This window comes from Kitasatospora sp. NPDC001683 (assembly GCF_053596495.1).
On record NZ_JBSFGK010000034.1, the window covers coordinates 16,919 to 32,055 of the forward strand.

At 73.7% G+C, this 15,137-nt stretch carries 13 protein-coding genes; 6 read left to right on the top strand and 7 right to left on the bottom strand.

The genetic code is table 11. From position 1 onward, the window contains the following. The first annotated feature begins 220 nt into the window (after window positions 1-220). The 3 genes from ACWCYO_RS19805 (at window position 221) to ACWCYO_RS19815 (ending at window position 2,749) form a co-directional block, all read left to right on the top strand. On the top strand, window positions 221-388 hold the full coding sequence (locus ACWCYO_RS19805; RefSeq protein ID WP_449784929.1) for a hypothetical protein: 168 nt from the start codon (window positions 221-223) through the stop codon (window positions 386-388). Window positions 389-626: 238 nt separating this feature from the next. Then, window positions 627-2,135, top strand: a complete 1,509-nt coding sequence (locus tag ACWCYO_RS19810; protein ID WP_449784930.1) for an MFS transporter — start codon at window positions 627-629, stop codon at window positions 2,133-2,135. Continuing rightward, the gene (locus ACWCYO_RS19815) at window positions 2,132-2,749 is read left to right on the top strand and encodes a TetR/AcrR family transcriptional regulator (protein ID WP_270149784.1); all 618 of its coding nucleotides are present in this window, start codon (window positions 2,132-2,134) and stop codon (window positions 2,747-2,749) included. The genes ACWCYO_RS19810 and ACWCYO_RS19815 overlap by 4 nt, the downstream gene beginning before the upstream one ends. Window positions 2,750-2,816: 67 nt before the next feature. Here ACWCYO_RS19815 and ACWCYO_RS19820 read toward each other — a convergent pair whose 3' ends face one another. The 5 genes from ACWCYO_RS19820 to ACWCYO_RS19840 form a co-directional block, all read right to left on the bottom strand. Beyond that, on the bottom strand, window positions 2,817-3,872 hold the full coding sequence (locus ACWCYO_RS19820; protein ID WP_449784931.1) for an alpha/beta hydrolase: 1,056 nt from the start codon (window positions 3,870-3,872) through the stop codon (window positions 2,817-2,819). Between the two features lie 120 nt (window positions 3,873-3,992). Further along, window positions 3,993-4,997 (bottom strand): AraC-like ligand-binding domain-containing protein, encoded by a 1,005-nt coding sequence (locus ACWCYO_RS19825; RefSeq protein ID WP_270151453.1) that lies wholly within the window; start codon window positions 4,995-4,997, stop codon window positions 3,993-3,995. A gap of 68 nt (window positions 4,998-5,065) precedes the next feature. Continuing rightward, on the bottom strand, window positions 5,066-5,950 hold the full coding sequence (locus ACWCYO_RS19830; protein ID WP_449784932.1) for a hypothetical protein: 885 nt from the start codon (window positions 5,948-5,950) through the stop codon (window positions 5,066-5,068). A 170-nt stretch (window positions 5,951-6,120) separates the two neighbouring features. Then, window positions 6,121-6,483, bottom strand: coding sequence for a hypothetical protein (locus ACWCYO_RS19835; protein ID WP_449784933.1), 363 nt, complete (start codon window positions 6,481-6,483; stop codon window positions 6,121-6,123). 129 nt (window positions 6,484-6,612) lie between these two features. Next, the gene (locus tag ACWCYO_RS19840) at window positions 6,613-9,327 is read right to left on the bottom strand and encodes a glycosyl hydrolase (RefSeq protein WP_449784934.1); all 2,715 of its coding nucleotides are present in this window, start codon (window positions 9,325-9,327) and stop codon (window positions 6,613-6,615) included. Between the two features lie 241 nt (window positions 9,328-9,568). Here ACWCYO_RS19840 and ACWCYO_RS19845 point away from each other — a divergent pair, with 241 nt between their 5' ends. The 3 genes from ACWCYO_RS19845 (at window position 9,569) to ACWCYO_RS19855 (ending at window position 12,705) form a co-directional block, all read left to right on the top strand. After that, window positions 9,569-10,156, top strand: coding sequence for a SigE family RNA polymerase sigma factor (locus tag ACWCYO_RS19845; protein ID WP_449784935.1), 588 nt, complete (start codon window positions 9,569-9,571; stop codon window positions 10,154-10,156). Next, on the top strand, window positions 10,146-11,372 hold the full coding sequence (locus ACWCYO_RS19850) for a ferrous iron transport protein A (protein ID WP_449784936.1): 1,227 nt from the start codon (window positions 10,146-10,148) through the stop codon (window positions 11,370-11,372). Before ACWCYO_RS19845 ends, ACWCYO_RS19850 begins: the two co-directional genes overlap by 11 nt. 160 nt (window positions 11,373-11,532) lie before the next feature. Further along, window positions 11,533-12,705 (top strand): macrolide family glycosyltransferase, encoded by a 1,173-nt coding sequence (locus ACWCYO_RS19855; protein WP_449784937.1) that lies wholly within the window; start codon window positions 11,533-11,535, stop codon window positions 12,703-12,705. 144 nt (window positions 12,706-12,849) lie between these two features. Here ACWCYO_RS19855 and ACWCYO_RS19860 read toward each other — a convergent pair whose 3' ends face one another. Both ACWCYO_RS19860 and ACWCYO_RS19865 read right to left on the bottom strand, forming a co-directional pair. Beyond that, the gene (locus tag ACWCYO_RS19860) at window positions 12,850-13,902 is read right to left on the bottom strand and encodes an FAD-dependent monooxygenase (RefSeq protein WP_449784938.1); all 1,053 of its coding nucleotides are present in this window, start codon (window positions 13,900-13,902) and stop codon (window positions 12,850-12,852) included. Window positions 13,903-14,030: 128 nt separating this feature from the next. After that, a complete protein-coding gene (locus ACWCYO_RS19865; protein WP_270149777.1) occupies window positions 14,031-15,071 on the bottom strand; it encodes a transposase in 1,041 nt (346 codons plus the stop codon). Between the last annotated feature and the right edge of the window lie 66 nt (window positions 15,072-15,137).

Below are 15,137 nucleotides of genomic sequence, written 5' to 3' on the forward strand. Positions count from 1 at the left end.
GTGACCATGCGCGGCCTGCAGCCGACCGCGCTGCCGCGCGACCCGGCGGCGGTCTGGGCCGCCCCGCCCCGCCGAGCCACCGGCCCGCACCGCCTCGGCCGGCCCGCCGCCACTCATCCGTGGTCGTGCGGCGGGCTCGATCACCGCAGTTCGAATACGGGGAGGGGTATATTTGGGCGGGTCAGTCCATTCACCGGGGGGCTTGAGAAGGGAGCGCGGTATGTGCCGCCGAGTCGCCTGCCGCACCTGCGGGAAGCCGACCTACGCCGGGTGCGGGATGCACGTCGAACAGGTGCTGGCCGGGATCCCCCAGTCCCAGCGGTGCTCCTGCCCGCCGAAGGAGCGGGCCTCCGGGGGCTGGCTCGGGCGGCTCTTCGGGCGGCGCTGACGCGGCCGGCATGGCTGACGCCGCCGGCGCCGGGCGGCGTTCAACCCGGCCGCGCCTCGAAAAATTCCATGGTCGACCCGGCTTCTGCCGGCGCTCCCCGGCATGTCATCATCTGAAGACATCATCCGATGACATCGATTGATGACATCCCTCGGTCACCTGCACCCCGGGATGGCCGGGGTCGGGTTCCCGCTCCCCGGGTTCGGACACTCGAACTGTGACAAAAGGGGGCGCGTCCATGGAGACCCGAACGGGCCTGTCGACGCGACGTGAGCGGGCCCTGGTGCCCGTCCTGATCTTCCTCAGCGCCGTGGTGGCGGTGATCAGCAGCCTCGGCGCGCCGATGATCCCGACCATCGCCACCGTCGACCACGTCTCGCTCGCCGAGGCCCAGTGGTCGTTGACCATCACGATGCTGGTCGGGGCGGTCGCCACCCCGGTGCTCGGCCGGCTCGGCGACGGGCCGGACCGCCGTACGGTCACCCTGGCGGCCGCCGCCGTGGTGGTGCTCGGCAGCGTGCTGGCCGCGCTGCCGCTCGGCTTCTGGTGGCTGGTCGCCGGCCGGGCGCTGCAGGGCGTCGGGGTGGGTCTGACCCCGCTGGCCATCGCCACCGCGCGGGACGCGCTGCCCGCCGCGGCCTCCCGCTCCGCGGTCGCCCTGCTCTCCATCACCACCGTGGCCGGCGTCGGCCTGGGCTACCCGATCACCGGCCTGATCGCCCAGTCCTTCGGCATCCACGCGGGCTTCTGGTTCGGCGCCGTGATCAGCGGCCTGGCGCTGGTGCTGGCCGTCCTGGTACTGCCCGAGGCCGAGAACCGCGAGCGGCGGCCGCTGGACGTGCCCGGCACGGGGCTGCTGAGCCTGGCCCTGGTCGGACTGCTGCTGGTGCTCAGCGAGGGCGGGAGCTGGGGCTGGGCCAGCGGCCGGCTGTGGACCGTGGCGGCCGTCTCGGTGCTGCTGCTCGCCGCCTGGGTCCGGCACGAACTGCGCACCGCGCACCCGCTGATCGACCTGCGCAGCCTCAGGAACCCCGTCGTGCTGACCACGGACGTGGCCGGCCTGGTCGCGGGCGTCGGGATGTACCTGCTGATCTCACTGGTGATCCGCTTCGTCCAGACCCCGACCAGCACCGGCTACGGCCTCGGCGCCTCGGTCGTGGTCGCCGGGCTGATCCTGCTGCCCTTCTCGGCGGCCAGCCTGCTGTCCAGCAAGATGGTCCCGGTCCTCACCCGGCGCACCTCCTCCGCCCTGGTCCTGCCGATCGGCTGCGCCGTCTCGCTCGGCTCGGTGCTGTTCTTCCTGTTCGCCCGCGACCACCTGTGGGGGCACCTGGTGGTGATGGGCATCGCCGGGCTCGGCGTCGGCTGCACCTTCGCCGTGATGCCCGGACTGATCGTCGCCGCGGTGCCCGCGAACGAGGTCGGCAGCGCGGTCAGCTTCAACCAGCTGCTGCGCACCATCGGCTACTCCGCCGGCAGTGCCCTGTGCGGCGCCGTCCTCCAGGCGCACACCGAGCCGGGGCGGCTGCTGCCCTCGGACAGCGGCTACCGGGACGCGGCGCTGATCGGCTGCGCGGTGTGGGTGGTGGTGGGGCTGACTACGATCGTCCTGCCGCGGCTCAGTGCCGCGGTCGCCGCCCGGAAGGGCGCGCGAGTGGACGAGGAGCTCATGGTGGAAGAGAGCATCGCCGACGGCGTGGCCGGCGCGAGCGAGGTGCCCGGGCTGCGGGCGGGGGCCGACCGGTGATCGCGGCGGCCGCCGGAGCCGACCGGTCCATCCCCGGGGAGGACGGCTGCGCGGAGCCCGCGGCGCCCCGGCGGCGGGACGCGGCGCGCAGCCGGGAGCTGCTGATCCGGGCGGCGCTGGAACTCTTCGCCGAGCGCGGCTTCGACCGCACCACCACCCGGGAGATCGGTGAACGGGCCGGGGTGGACCCGGCGTTGATCGCCCGGTACTTCGGCGGCAAGACCCAGCTCTACCTCGCCACCGTCCGGCTCGAACTGGGCGACGAGGTACCGGCCGACCTGCTGGACGAGGAACGGCTGCGCACCCTGCTGGTGCGGCTCACCCGACGCGGCCCCGGCCCCTCCTTCCAGGCCGCGGTGCTGCCCGGTGACAACACCGAGGTGCAGCAGGCCGCCCGCACCTACCTCCACGAGCGGATGGTGCGGCCGCTGCACGACCGCTTCGTCACCGAGCAGGTGGACCGGCCCCAGCTGCGGGCCGAACTGGCGGTGGCCGCCTTCGCCGGGGTCGCCCTGGCCCGCTCCAGCGGTGCGTTCGGCGAACTCGCGGACGTCGACCCCGAGGAACTGCTGCCGCTGCTGCACGACCTGCTGGCGGCGAGCGGCCCGGCCTGAGGCCCGTGCGAGAACGGGAACCCCGCGCACCGGAGCGTCCGGCGCGCGGGGTGCCCGGCCTTTCCGCCTACCGCTTCCAGGAGCGGGCGAACTCGTGCAGTGCCGCCACCGCGGCCGGCGCGAGGGCGTGTTCGTTGACCGGCGTACCGGCCGGGTGCAGGAAGTGGTCCACGCCGTCCAGGGTGCGCAGGCCAGGGCCGCTGGTGTGGGCCCGGGCCAGGGCGCCGAGCAGTGGCGGCACGGTCGCGCAGGGCACCCTGGCGTCGGCGGTGCCGCAGGTGACGGTGACTCGGGTGCCGGGGCGGACCTCCCGGGCGACGTCCGGCGGGTAGACCGCGTCGTCGCTGCGGACGAAGCGGGCGTTGTCGGGCCCGAAGAGCGCGTTCAGCAGCTGGGCGAGCGGCGGCAGCAGCGCACTCGTGTCGACGGGGCGGCCGGCCCGGAAGTCCGCGACGGCGGCGGCCAGGGCCGTCTTGTTCGCCCGGGCCGCCTCCTCGGTGACCTGTCCGGCCGCGACCGCCTGGTCGAGCTGGCCGTCGAGCTGGGCGGCCAGGCTGTCCAGCAGCCGCTCGTCCTGCGGGGCCAGCAGCGCGAGGCCGGCCGGCGCGGGCCGTACCGTACGGGCCACGAGCAGGGCCTGCAGCCCGCCCTCGCTGTGGCCGACCACCAGCATCGCGTGCCGGTCGGCCTCCGGCTGATCGCGCAGCGTGGTGTAGGCCGCGGCGGCCTGGCGGGTGAAGGCGGCCAGGTCGAGCCGGCCGGGGTCGCCCTGGAAGGCGCCGGGGCCGGTGCGGCCGGTGAAGTACTTGTCGAAGCGCAGTGTCATCACGCCGTCGCCGCCGAGGGTGTCGGCGACCGCCGCCAAGGTCCCCGGGGTGAGCGCGGGCGGCTCGTCGCCGTTGCGGTCGGTCGGGCCGCTGCCGGGCAGCAGCAGCGCGGCCGGCAGCCGGTGCCCGGCCCGGTGGGCCGGCACGTGCAGGGTGCCGTAGGCGGTGGTGCCGTCCGCCGTGAACTGGATCTCGCGGTCGGCCGCGGGGACGAGCGCCCCCGGTTCGGCCGCGCTCGCGGCGGGCGCGGCCAGCCCCGTCGCGGTGACCGCGGTGAGCAGGGCAGCGGTCGCCAAGGAACGCCAACGCATCATTTCCCCCCGGAAGTCAGGTACGGGCTTACGGAGCTCAGGCTACGACCGGGCCGGCGCCGCGCCCGGACCGGGGGCCCTGTCCTGATGCCTCATCACCTCCGGCTACTTCCCCGCTGCCCCGGCCAGCGCCCGCTGCCGGTGCTCGCGGGGCGAGAGCCCGTACGCGGCCCGGAAGGCGCGGCTGAAGTCGTCGGCCCGGAGGATGCCCCAGCGGACGGCGACGGCGTGGATCGGGGTGGCGCGCTGCGCCGGGTCGGCGAGGTCACGGCGCGCCCGCTCCAGGCGCTGGCTCCGGATCCAGGCGGCGACCGTCTCCCCCGGCGAGTGCTGGGCGAACACCCGGTGCAGCTGGCTGACGGAGATGTGGTGGGCGGCGGCGATCGTGGACGGTGACAGCTCGGGATCGTGCAGGTTGCGCCGGATGAAGGCCCGTACGGCGGTCACCAGGGCCCGCTGCCGGGCGTCGTCCGGCACCGCGGTCTCGGCGTCCAGCTCCCGGGCCAGCCAGGCGGCCACCAGGTCCACCACGACCGTCCCCAGCCGGGCCGCCTCGGCCGGCCCCAGGGCGGCGGCCTGGCGGTCGAGCCCGAGCAGGAACTCCGACAGTAGCGCCGCCGAGCCCGTCCGCGCGGGGAACGCGCGGCCGAGCAGGTCGCGCAGCCGCTGCGGCGGCAGCGGCAGCAGGGCGGCGGGGAAGTCGATGCCCACCCCGGAGAGCCGGGGTTCCGCCCGACCGGCGGTGGGGCCGCCGAAGGTCCGCAGGTCGTACGGGGTCGAGCTGTCGACCAGGTGGAGGTCGCCCGGCCTGAGCGTCTCCGTCCGGCCCGCGCCGCGGGTCAGCGTCATGGTGCCCTGCTGCAGGAACGACAGGTGGTAGACCCCCGCGTCCGAGCGCCGCACCATGCGCTCGGTCCGGCGGAACCGCACCGCGGGGAAGGACGTCCCGAGGAGCACCACCTCCCCCAGCTCGGTACGCCGCAACTCCGCCCGGAAGTCGTCGGCGTGGGCACTGGTCGCGTCACAGGCCCGGGTCCGCTCCAGCAACTCCCGCCAGCAGTCGAACCGCTCCTTCGCGGGCAGTTCCTCGCCTCGGAACACCATCGCCATCCCTGCAGCCACTTGCGCCCCTTCGGGTCCTTCCCCCCACCATTCGTCCAACGTCGTCCAACGGCGGCTCAGCCCGCCGGGTGGGGCTCCGGTCCGGGGCCACCCGCGGGCTCGTCGATCGGGGCCTTGTCCAGCGACACCTGCGGCGTGGCAGCGGACGCCTCCACTTGCTCCGGCTCGCTCTGCTCGATCCGGCTCAACAGCCGGGCGACGGCGTCGGTGCGCTCGCGCAGCACCGCGACGTGCGCCGCCCGCTCCTCCTCCGTCACAGCGTCAGCGGGCCGGACCGGGATGCCGCGCTGCCGGGCGGTGGCGATCAGGCTCGCTCCGGCCTGACCGACGATGACCAGAGTCGCGGCCGCGAAACAGCCCGCGTCCAGGGTGCGCGGCCGGCCGAGCAGACCGCGGTACACGATCTGGGCCGGTACGGTCAGCTCGTCCAACCGCTGGTCGACCGAGCCGCGTTCGAGCGCCGCCAGGACGACCGTGGCCAGCGCCTCACCGGCCTTGGTGACGGCCCACTTGCGGCCCGGCACCGGCGGGAGGAACTCGCGGATCCGGTCCACGTCCTGCTCCAGCGCGCTGGTGGTCAGCACCTCGAAGGCGTTCCGGGTGCGTAGCTCGACGACCTTGTCCCACTCCACCTCCTCACCGTCGAAACCGACCTTCGCCGGCCCCAGGTGCACCGCGCCGTAACCGTCCAGGAGCCCGAGCAGCTTGTGCGCGACCGCCGGCGTCCTGGGGTGACGGCCGATCAGTGTGCCCAGCGACAGCTTCCACGGCTCGGTGGCCGGCACCGCCGGCGCAGCGACGGAGCCGAGCGCCGCCAGCGCCCACCGCCCACCCGCCGCGGACCGCCCGCCCCGTAGTACGGCCTGCCGCCCGGCCTCCCCCAGCTCAGCCGCCACGCCCACCAGCCGCCCCAGACCGCCCGCCCACTCGCCCCTGCCCACCCTGCCCGCCCTCTCCTCGCCTCACCTCGGCAAACCCACAGGGCGGCAATGGTACGGCGGCTCTCCTCAGCCTTCCCTCGGAGGTCCCGCTGCGGGCGACCTCCTGGCGAACGACGTCGTCGCTGTACCCGTTCGCCGACCGACGCGCGGGTGGCGCGGCGCGGGGCGGCTCAGCCTGCTGGGCGGGTGGGGCTGGCGCCGGGGCGGTGCTGGAGGTCGATCGGGTCGTCGCCGTTGTCCGGGGGCAGGGTGGGGGCCGGGGTCGGGGTGCTCGGGGTGGGGGTCCGGGGCGGGGTGGAGGTCCGCGGCGGGGTGGAGGTCGGCTGGTGGGTCGGGGCGCCGGCGGTGCGTGTCGAGGTGGCCGGCGGCGGGGTGGCCGTCGGGACCGCGGGGGCGGTGGTGCCCGTCGGGGCTGGGGTGGTGCTCGGGGTGGTCGGTGTCGGCGTGGGGCTGCCGCTGCCGGCGGCGGAGGAGCAGGCGGCGGCGGTGAGGATGAGCAGCAGGGCGGTTGCCGGGAGGGCGAGGCGTCGCATCACGGTGGGGTGTCTCCGGTCTCGTGGCGGTTCCGGGTTGGACGTGCCCGAGGTGGTGCCGGTTCCGGAACCGCCGGTGCCCGGCCCGCTCGGGGTGAGCGGGCCGGGCACCGGGAGGGCCTGGACGGGTCAGTTCTGGTTGTCGTCGCCCTGGTTGTCGTCGTTGTCGTACAGGTCGCACGGGTCGATCGACCAGATGCCGCGGCCGAAGGTGGCGGCGTAGAGCCGGCCGTCGGGACCGGTCTTCAGCTGCTGCACCGCGGTGGTGGGCAGGTTGCGGCCGAGCACCGAGAAGTCGCGCTCGCCGGGCGCGCGGTAGAACGCGGCGAGGTCGGTGCCGAGGGCGAGGCCGCCGTTCGGCAGGAGCTTGACCGAGGTGGCCGGGATGTCGGGCAGGTTGGCCGAGACGTCGGTCCAGGTGGCGCCGCCGTCACGGGTCTCGAAGAGGTGGCCGTTGCCCGCGCCGGGGCCCTCGGTCCAGGTCCGCGAGAAGCCGTTGATCGCGACGAAGACGTGCTGGGCGTCGTTCTGGTCCACCGCGAAGGAGGAGATGTAGCGGTTCGGCAGGGTGCCGTCGACGGGCAGGTTGAGCTGGTGCCAGCCGGTGCCGTCGGTGTTGCCGACCGCGATGCCGCGGCTGAAGCCCTGGTTGTTGCACGGGCCGCACCAGCCCGCGTACACCGTGCCGTTGACGGTGGCCACGGCGGTGGCGACGTGTCCGGCGCCCAGGTCGTAGGCGGAGGTCCACTCGCTGCCGCTGCGGATCGCGTAGCCCTTGTGCTGCACCCAGACGTGCCGGCCGCCGGCGATCCAGGTGTTGGTGTCCTTGGGGTCACTGGTGATCGGTGCGATGAACCGGGCGGCGCTGGTGGCCTTGTCGGGCGGGGCGACCTCGTAGGAGGTGGCCTTGCTCGGATCGGTGTTGCCGGAGCCGTCGTTGACGGCGCAGTTCTGGGTGACCCACATGTCGAGGTAGACGTACTCCTCGGCGATGTCGCAGCCGTTTTTCGGGTCGACCAGGGTGTCGGCGCCGTCGCCGCCGAAGTTGGAGCCCATCACCCTGTCGTGGGCGCGCAGGATGGACTCGCCGTTGTCCTGGAGGCCGCCGCTGACGATGACGCCCTTGCCGGACTTGTCCGCCGGGTCCTTGCCGATGCCGACCGAGTAGTACTGCAGGGTGTCGATGGTGCCGTCGGCCAGGGACTTCCAGTCGGTGGCGTGGCCGGAGGCGTCCGCCGAGCCGTTGACCGGGCGGCGGTAGATGCCGCCGTCGTTGCCGACGTACACGCTGGGCTTGCCGTGGTAGGAGCCGATGGCGACGGCGTGCTGGTCGGAGTGGGTGGTCGGCGAGCAGTCGCCGGTGACCTTGGTGGGGTCGATGCTCCAGCACGGGAACGGGAAGTTCCAGTACGGGCCGGGGACGGACCAGTTGGCGCCGCCGTCCTTGGTCTCCAACACCTCCTCCAGGCCCGCGTACAGGTGGTCCGGGTTGGCCGGGTCGACCTGGAGGAACTGGTTGTACCAGGACTGGATGCCGGGCTGGTAGTCGGCGCCCTGGAGGGCCGAACCGGAGTTCTTGATCTTGTCCTTGTCCGCGATCAGCGTCCACGGGCCGGACGGGGAACCGGACTTGGAGACGTAGATGCCCTTGAGGCCGGTGTCCGGGTTGTGCGCCATGACGTCCGGCGACTGGTCGATCGCGTAGTAGCGCGAGCCGTCCGCCGAGCGCGCGAAGGTCACGTTGCCGACGTTGGCGGCGTCGGTCGGCAGGTCGCCGAGCGAGGCCACCCGCTGCCAACTGCCGTCAGCGGCCTTGCCGTAGAAGCCGTTGTAGGTGTCGCCGCCGCGCCAGCCGACCGCCAGGATGACCGTGGACGGGTCCTTGGGGTCGATCGCGATGTCGTTGGCGATGTTCTTGTACGGCGCGCTCGGGTCCTTGGCCTTCGAACCGCCGGGCAGGTAGTCGGGGTTGGGCGCGAACTCGAGGGTCCACGGGCCGGAGAGCTCGGACGTCGAGTGGCTCCACACACCGCGACTCGTCGCCGCCCACACCTTGCCGCCGCCGAAGCGCAGCGCGTGGATGATGGTCGACTCCAGCTCGGCGCCGCCGACCCGGTTGCCGGGCTGGAACTCGCCGTGCTTGGGGTCGGACAGCACGTACACGCCGGTGCCGACGTACGAGGTGGCGCCGGTGTTGGACTCACCGGTGGCGTACCAGAGCCGGCCGCCCTCGTCGAGGTCGAGCGTGCCGGTCGAGAGCGTCGGCAGCTTGTCGGCGATCGGCTGCCACTGGCCGCCGCCGGTGCGGGAGCGGAACACGCCGCCGTTGGCGCCGCCCGCGTAGACGTAGCCGTCGTCGTCGGCCGCGATGCCGGTGATCCGACCGGTGACGTAGCCGGAGCCACCGCTGGAGTTGGAGTTGGCGTCCCGGTAGCGCGGGTCGTCCGAGTTGTACGGCTTCGAGGTGACGTGCTTCCAGCTGCCGTCGGTGTGCGGCATCGACTGCAGCTGCGCCCAGGCCGCGCCGTACGCGCCCGGCGCGACGACGCCGGGGGCGGTGCGCGCCTCGGTGTACTGGGCGACGCCCTCGGCGGAGTTCTCCGCCTCGTCGGCGCCGCCGTCGTCCCCGCCCGCGGCGTCGGCCTTGGCGGCGAAGGTCTGCTTGCTGCCGCTCGCGCCCGTGACCTTGGCGGCGTGCTGTCGGCCGATCTCGGCCAGGTGCTGCGCCTGGCGCGGGCGCTGGTCCGACGCGCCGGGTGTGGCGAGCGCCTGAGTGGTGGTCAGGCCGAGCGCGGTGAGCGTGACGGCGCCGGCCAGCAGCGGTCGACGGTACCTGTTGGACAAGATGGTGAGTCCTCCCAATTGCGGCGGGTCGTGCGGTCGCGCGGCCCGGCGGAATCCGACGGAAGCCTCGCGGGTCGGACGGTGCGACGGGAAGTGATCGCACATAACGAATGGTTAAAACCAAGTCAGTTAATACTGTTCATACAGTGGGACGCCCATCCGTCGTCGAACACAGCCGTCCTGACACGATCAACGGCGACCAGACTGTCACACGACCACGACCCCACCGCGTTATCAGGACATGGATCAAGAATCGGCCGAACCACCCTGGCCGGAGTTCCCGGACTTCGTCGCCTCCCGGGCGCGGCACCTGCTGCGCACGGCCTTCCTGCTCACCGGCGGTGACGCCCACCTCGCCGAGGACCTCGTGCAGGAGGCGCTCGGCCGGGTCTACCTGAAGTGGCGGAGGATATCCCGGCTCGACAACCCCAGCGGGTACGCACAGACCGTGCTGGTCAACACCTTCCTCTCGTACCGGCGCAAGCGCAGCGCCTCCGAGCGGGTCACCGACGAGATCCCCGAGCTCGGCGTGCACGACCCGGACCCGGCCCTGCGGCTGACGCTGCTGCGCGCGCTCGCCGAACTCCCGGCTCCGGACCGCGCCGTGCTGGTGCTCCGCTTCTGGGAGGACCGCAGCGTCGAGGAGACGGCCGCCGCCCTGCGCCTGAGCGGCACCGCCGTCCGCACTCGCTGCCGCCGGGCCCTCGCCCGGCTGCGCACGGTGCTGGGCGACGACATCGAGACGGCCCTGGAGGACTCCACGGGGACGAGAACGACCAGCGAGCCCAACCCCTCCTCCGAGCAGACGGAGCTGCGCCATGCCCACTGACGACGAGTTCGCCGACGGGTTCGCCCGGGCCCTGCGCGGGGCCGCCGAGCTGGCACCGGAGCCGGTCCAGCACGCCCTGGCCGCCCAGGCCGAGCAGCGCGGCCGTCGCCGTCGCCGGCACCGGCGCGCCGCCGTCGCGAGCGCCCTGGCGGTCCTGGTGCTGGCCGGGGCCGGCGGCTTCGCAGCCGTCGGGAGGTACCCGTTCGGGGCCAGTGGACCGGCCACCCTGCCGCCGCCCGGCCTGCCGACGATGTCCTCGCAGGAACTGGTCACGCTGGTCACCGGCCTGCTGCCGAAGGGCACGGTGGAGGAGCAGAGCACCACTAAGCCCGGCAAGATCAGCTGGCACCAGACCGACGCCACCCTGCTGTTCGACGACGGCGCGGGGGCGAGCGTCGTCCGGTTCACCGTGGAGCGGACCAATCTGCCGCCCGAGGCGAGCGCGGTCTGCATGGACGGGTTCCAGACGCCGCAGGACTCCTGCGACCGGACGGTCCGGCCGGACGGTTCCGTGCTGGTGATCGACAAGCTGCGCAGCGAGCACATCCAGGGCGGCCGCGAATGGCGGGTCACCTTGGCCACTCCGGGCGGGCGCCGGATCGCGTTCACCGAGTTCAACGGGCAGCCGGCCAGGGCGAACCGGCCGAGCCCGCCGCTGGACGACGCCCAGCTGACCGCCCTGGTGACCTCTCCCGCCTGGGACCCGGTCTTCGCCACGCTCGCCCCGGTCGAAGGGGCGCCGCAGTCGGGCGACTCCCCGACGCCGTCCGCCAGCACCCCCTCGAACCCGGAACTACTGGCCAAGCTCGTCCCGTTGCTGCCCCCCGGGGCCAAGGTCGAGGGCCAGGCCCCCGGGCACGCCGCGCTCACCGTCACCTTCGAGGGCCGCACCAGCATGCTGCAGATCGGTGTGGACCCGGCGTCCCCGCTCGGCCGGAAGGAGCTCGCGTCCATGGGCCTGAACCCCGAGACCCCGCTGGAGGTGCGGGAGAAGCGGCCGGACGGAACGCTCGTCGTCACCAACCGCTTCGGCAACGGGAAGACCGCGACGAACCCGGTCCTGCACTGGACGGCCGCCGTGCACTACCCGGACGGCAGCCAGGTGCGGCTCTCGGAGTGGAACGGCGAGAACGGGTACACCTTCAATCCCGGTGATCCGGCGCTCGACCTGGACCGGCTGAAGGCGATCGTGACCGCCCCGGCCTGGCACTCCTGACCCGCCCTCCATCGAAGCGGCGGCCCGGCCGGGGAGTTGGCACCCCGACCACCGGGCCGCCGCCTTCGTCCGCCCCGGGCACCCTGGCACCTCCCCCCGAGTTAAGTTGACGTAACGTCAGTTCTGAACTCCGTCAGGACGTACGAGGAGAGGTACCGACATGCCAGGCCCAAAACACATCGTCATGGTGAACATCCCGGCGCACGGCCATGTGAACCCCAGCCTGGACGTGATCCGGGAGCTGGTCGCCCGTGGCCACCGGGTCAGTTACGTGAACGACCCGTCGTTCGCCGAGCAGATCGAGGCCACCGGCGCCCGGCTCGTGCCCCACGAGACGGGTCTGGCGATCCTCAAGGGAGCCGTCGACCCCGGGATCAATGTGCACGGCATGATCTTCGACGAGGCGCAGGCGATGCTGCCGCGGATGCGGGAGGCGTTCGAGGACGACCGGCCCGACCTCGTCCTGTACGACTTCATGGCGTACGCGGGACGGGTCCTGGCCGAGAGTTGGGGCGTGCCGTCCGTGCTGATCTCGCCGTCCAGGGTCGCCCAGCCGGTGGACTCCCGGGCGGAGCCGTTCCGGACGGTCCTGCAGGCGCTGGAGGCGGCGGGCGTTCCGGAGCGGTTCGCGCAGTGGCTGGCCGACAACGGGGTGCCGCCCCGCGACATGTTCACGTACATGCTCAGGCCGGACCGCGGGATCTCGCTCATCCCGAGGGCGCTCCAGCCCCGGATCGACGAGGTCGACCCCGAGGTCTTCTCCTTCGCCGGGCCCTGCCTCGACAACCGGGAGCACCAGGGCAGCTGGACCCGGCCGCAGGACGCGCAAAAGGTGCTGCTGGTCTCGCTCGGCTCCGCCTTCACCCACCGACCCGCCTTCTACCGCGCGTGCTTGGAGGCCTTCGGCGATCTGCCCGGCTGGCACGTCGTGCTCCAGGTCGGCAAGGCGACCGACCCCGCCGAACTGGGCCCGATTCCGGCCAACGTCGAAGTGCACCCGTGGGTGCCGCAGTTCGCGGTGCTCCAGCAGGCCGACGCCTTCGTCACCCACGCCGGAATGGGCGGCTGCAGCGAGGGCCTGTACTGCGGACTGCCGATGGTCGCGGTGCCGCAGGCCGCCGACCAGTTCGAGAACGCGGACCGGCTGGTCGAACTCGGTGTCGCCCGCCGCCTGGACACCGACGAGGTCACCCCGGCCGCGCTGCGCTCCGCCGTACTGGAACTGGTCGACGACCCGAAGGTGGCGGCCCGGTTGGCGGAACTCAGCGCGGAGGTCCGGGCGGGCGGCAGCGTGACCAGGGCCGCCGAGCTGGTCGAGGCCGCGCTGGTCTGACGGCCTGGCGGAGGCTGACGGCCTGGCGGGGGCCGACGGCCTGGCCGGGGGGATGACGGCCTGCGGCCCGCTGCCCCGGTCATGCGTCCGCCACCGCCCACCATCATGGGCGGTGGCGGAGCGGGCTCCACTCGACGCGAATCCCTACCGGCGCCCGGCCCCGCAGCGCTCGGGGACGTTCGGCGCGGGCTCGGCGCGGTGGGTGTCGTAGTCGGCGAGCCACCTCGGTGCGTCGCCCTCGGCGGCGTCCCCGCTCGCGCCCAGCGCGACGGCGCCCTCCAGTGCGTTCCGCAGGCCCGAGGCCTCCAGGGGATGGGCCGGTTCGGCGCCCTCGCCGAGCAGCGCGACCCTGCCGCGTGCCCGGCGCGCGTCGGCCGTCCGGGCGGGGACCGTCCGGACCCGCCAGTCGCGGCCCATGGTCAGCACGTTGCGGGCGGCGTACCCGATCTCCGGGAAGGCCGCGAGGACGTGCTCCAGGTCGACCCGGGCGCCGTCGAGGTCCACGCCGGTGTGGTCGCGGCGGGTGGCCGAGAGGCTCAGGTACCGGGAGTCCGGCAGCGGGTAGTGCGCCACGTGCCATGCGGCCCCGACCCAGCAGGTCGCCGCGCCGTCCTGCCAGCGGTCCGCCACCAGCTCCATCGGGATGACGGTGTGGTAGACCGCGTGCCGCTCCCGCGGGGCGTCGCCGGCCCACCGGGGGTCGTGGCGGACGACCGAGCGGGCGCCGCCGGTGAGGATCAGCGCGTCGCCGGTGACGCTGCGGCCGTCGGCGAGTGCGGCCGCCACGGATTCGCCGTGCTCGGTGTGGCCGACCACCCGGCTGTTCGGGCAGAGCTGGACGGCGTCCAGCTCCCAGCAGGCCTCGAGCAGCGGCTCGTACACGTCCAGCCGGTGGGCCGTCGCGTGCGCGGAGCGGCCGCCGCCCTGCCCGGCGGGCAGCGCGGTGGTGCCGACCGGTTCCCCCGTCGTGCCGTCCATGGTGCGGAACTCGTCGATGGTCAGCGACCGTTCGCGGACGGCGTCGCCGACGCCGAGCCGGTCCAGCAGCCGGAAGTCCTGCGGCGCCAGTCTGATCCCCGCGCCGCCCTCGGTGAGCACCGGTCGTTGCTCCAGGACGAGGACGTGATGGCCTCTCGCCCCCAGCGCGACCGCTGTGGCCAGACCACTGACACCACCGCCGGCAACCAGAATTCGCATGCTTCCGATGATGGCCGCCGGGGGACGGAACGGGCGATGCGGTCATGTTGCCTGTGTCAGAACCTCCCGCGAAGGTGACACAGAACGAGATCGGATGTTTAGCCGGGGCCATGTCCGTTTCGCGGCTTTCAGAAGGAACGGCCCATCCGCTCCATCGACACCATGCAGTGGGTCCACGGACGGACCCTGGCCCGGGCCGCGGCGACCACCTGGGCCACGTGCGCGGCCGCCGCCAGGGTCATGTGCCGGTGCCAGCCGTCGGAGCCGCGCCCCTCGTAGTCGTCGAGCGCCCCGACGTGCGAGGCGGAACCGGCGAAGTCCCGCTCGACCCGCTGCGGGAACTTGGCCAGCCGCAGCAGGACCGCGAGGGGAGTGGCCGTCAGATTGGTCAGCCAGCACTGCACCGGCTGCTCCCGCCGGCCGTCCCACTCCCCCAACAGCAGCAGCGGATACCCGGCCCACTCCACCTGGACGCCCCCGACCAGGCTCCTGCGCACGGCGCCCGTCGCCGGGTCAGTCCACTCCACCGGTCGGCGGAGCATCCGGTGGAGCTGGAGCACCCGGGAGGCCGGCAGCGAGCGGCCGCCCCGGCCCGTCCCCTGGTGCAGCACCGGCAGACAGGCGGGCACGGCGGACAGCACCGGCGCGCCCACCCGGGCGTAGCAGTCGAAGACGGGCCGCAGGTCGAGCCCCGGGAGGTCCAGCACCACCGGCCGGGGCCCGATCGTGCTCGGGTCGCACACCCGGGCGGCCGTCGCGACGCACCCGGCCGGCTCCTCCCCGATCGGCAGCAGGTGCCACCTGACGGGCACGGTGATCTCGCTGGCCACCCCCCACAGTCCGATCGCGCACCGGCCCTTCCTGGGGACCGGCGCCGCCCGCACCACCCAGGCGGTGAACCGCAGTTCGTTGTCGGCATGGCGCTGCAGCGCCCGGCTGACCGGCTCCCAGTCCCAGGTGGAGGAGGCGATGAAGTGGTGCAGGCTCTGCGCCAGTTCGGGGCCGCCGACCTGCGCGGCGATGTTCCGGATCGACTTTCGGCCCTGCGCCGCGATCAGCCCGCGGAGGTACAGGGCACCCTTGGCCCGTTGGTCGCTGCGCGGCAGCGGGGCGAAGAGCACCTCGGACAGCTCGTCCAGCACGGTGCCGCCGCGGGGACCGATCGGCACGCGGTCGCGGAGTCCGTCGGAGGGCGGCCGGGGGGCGGTCCGGCGCCGGGTGCCGGGCTCTGCGAG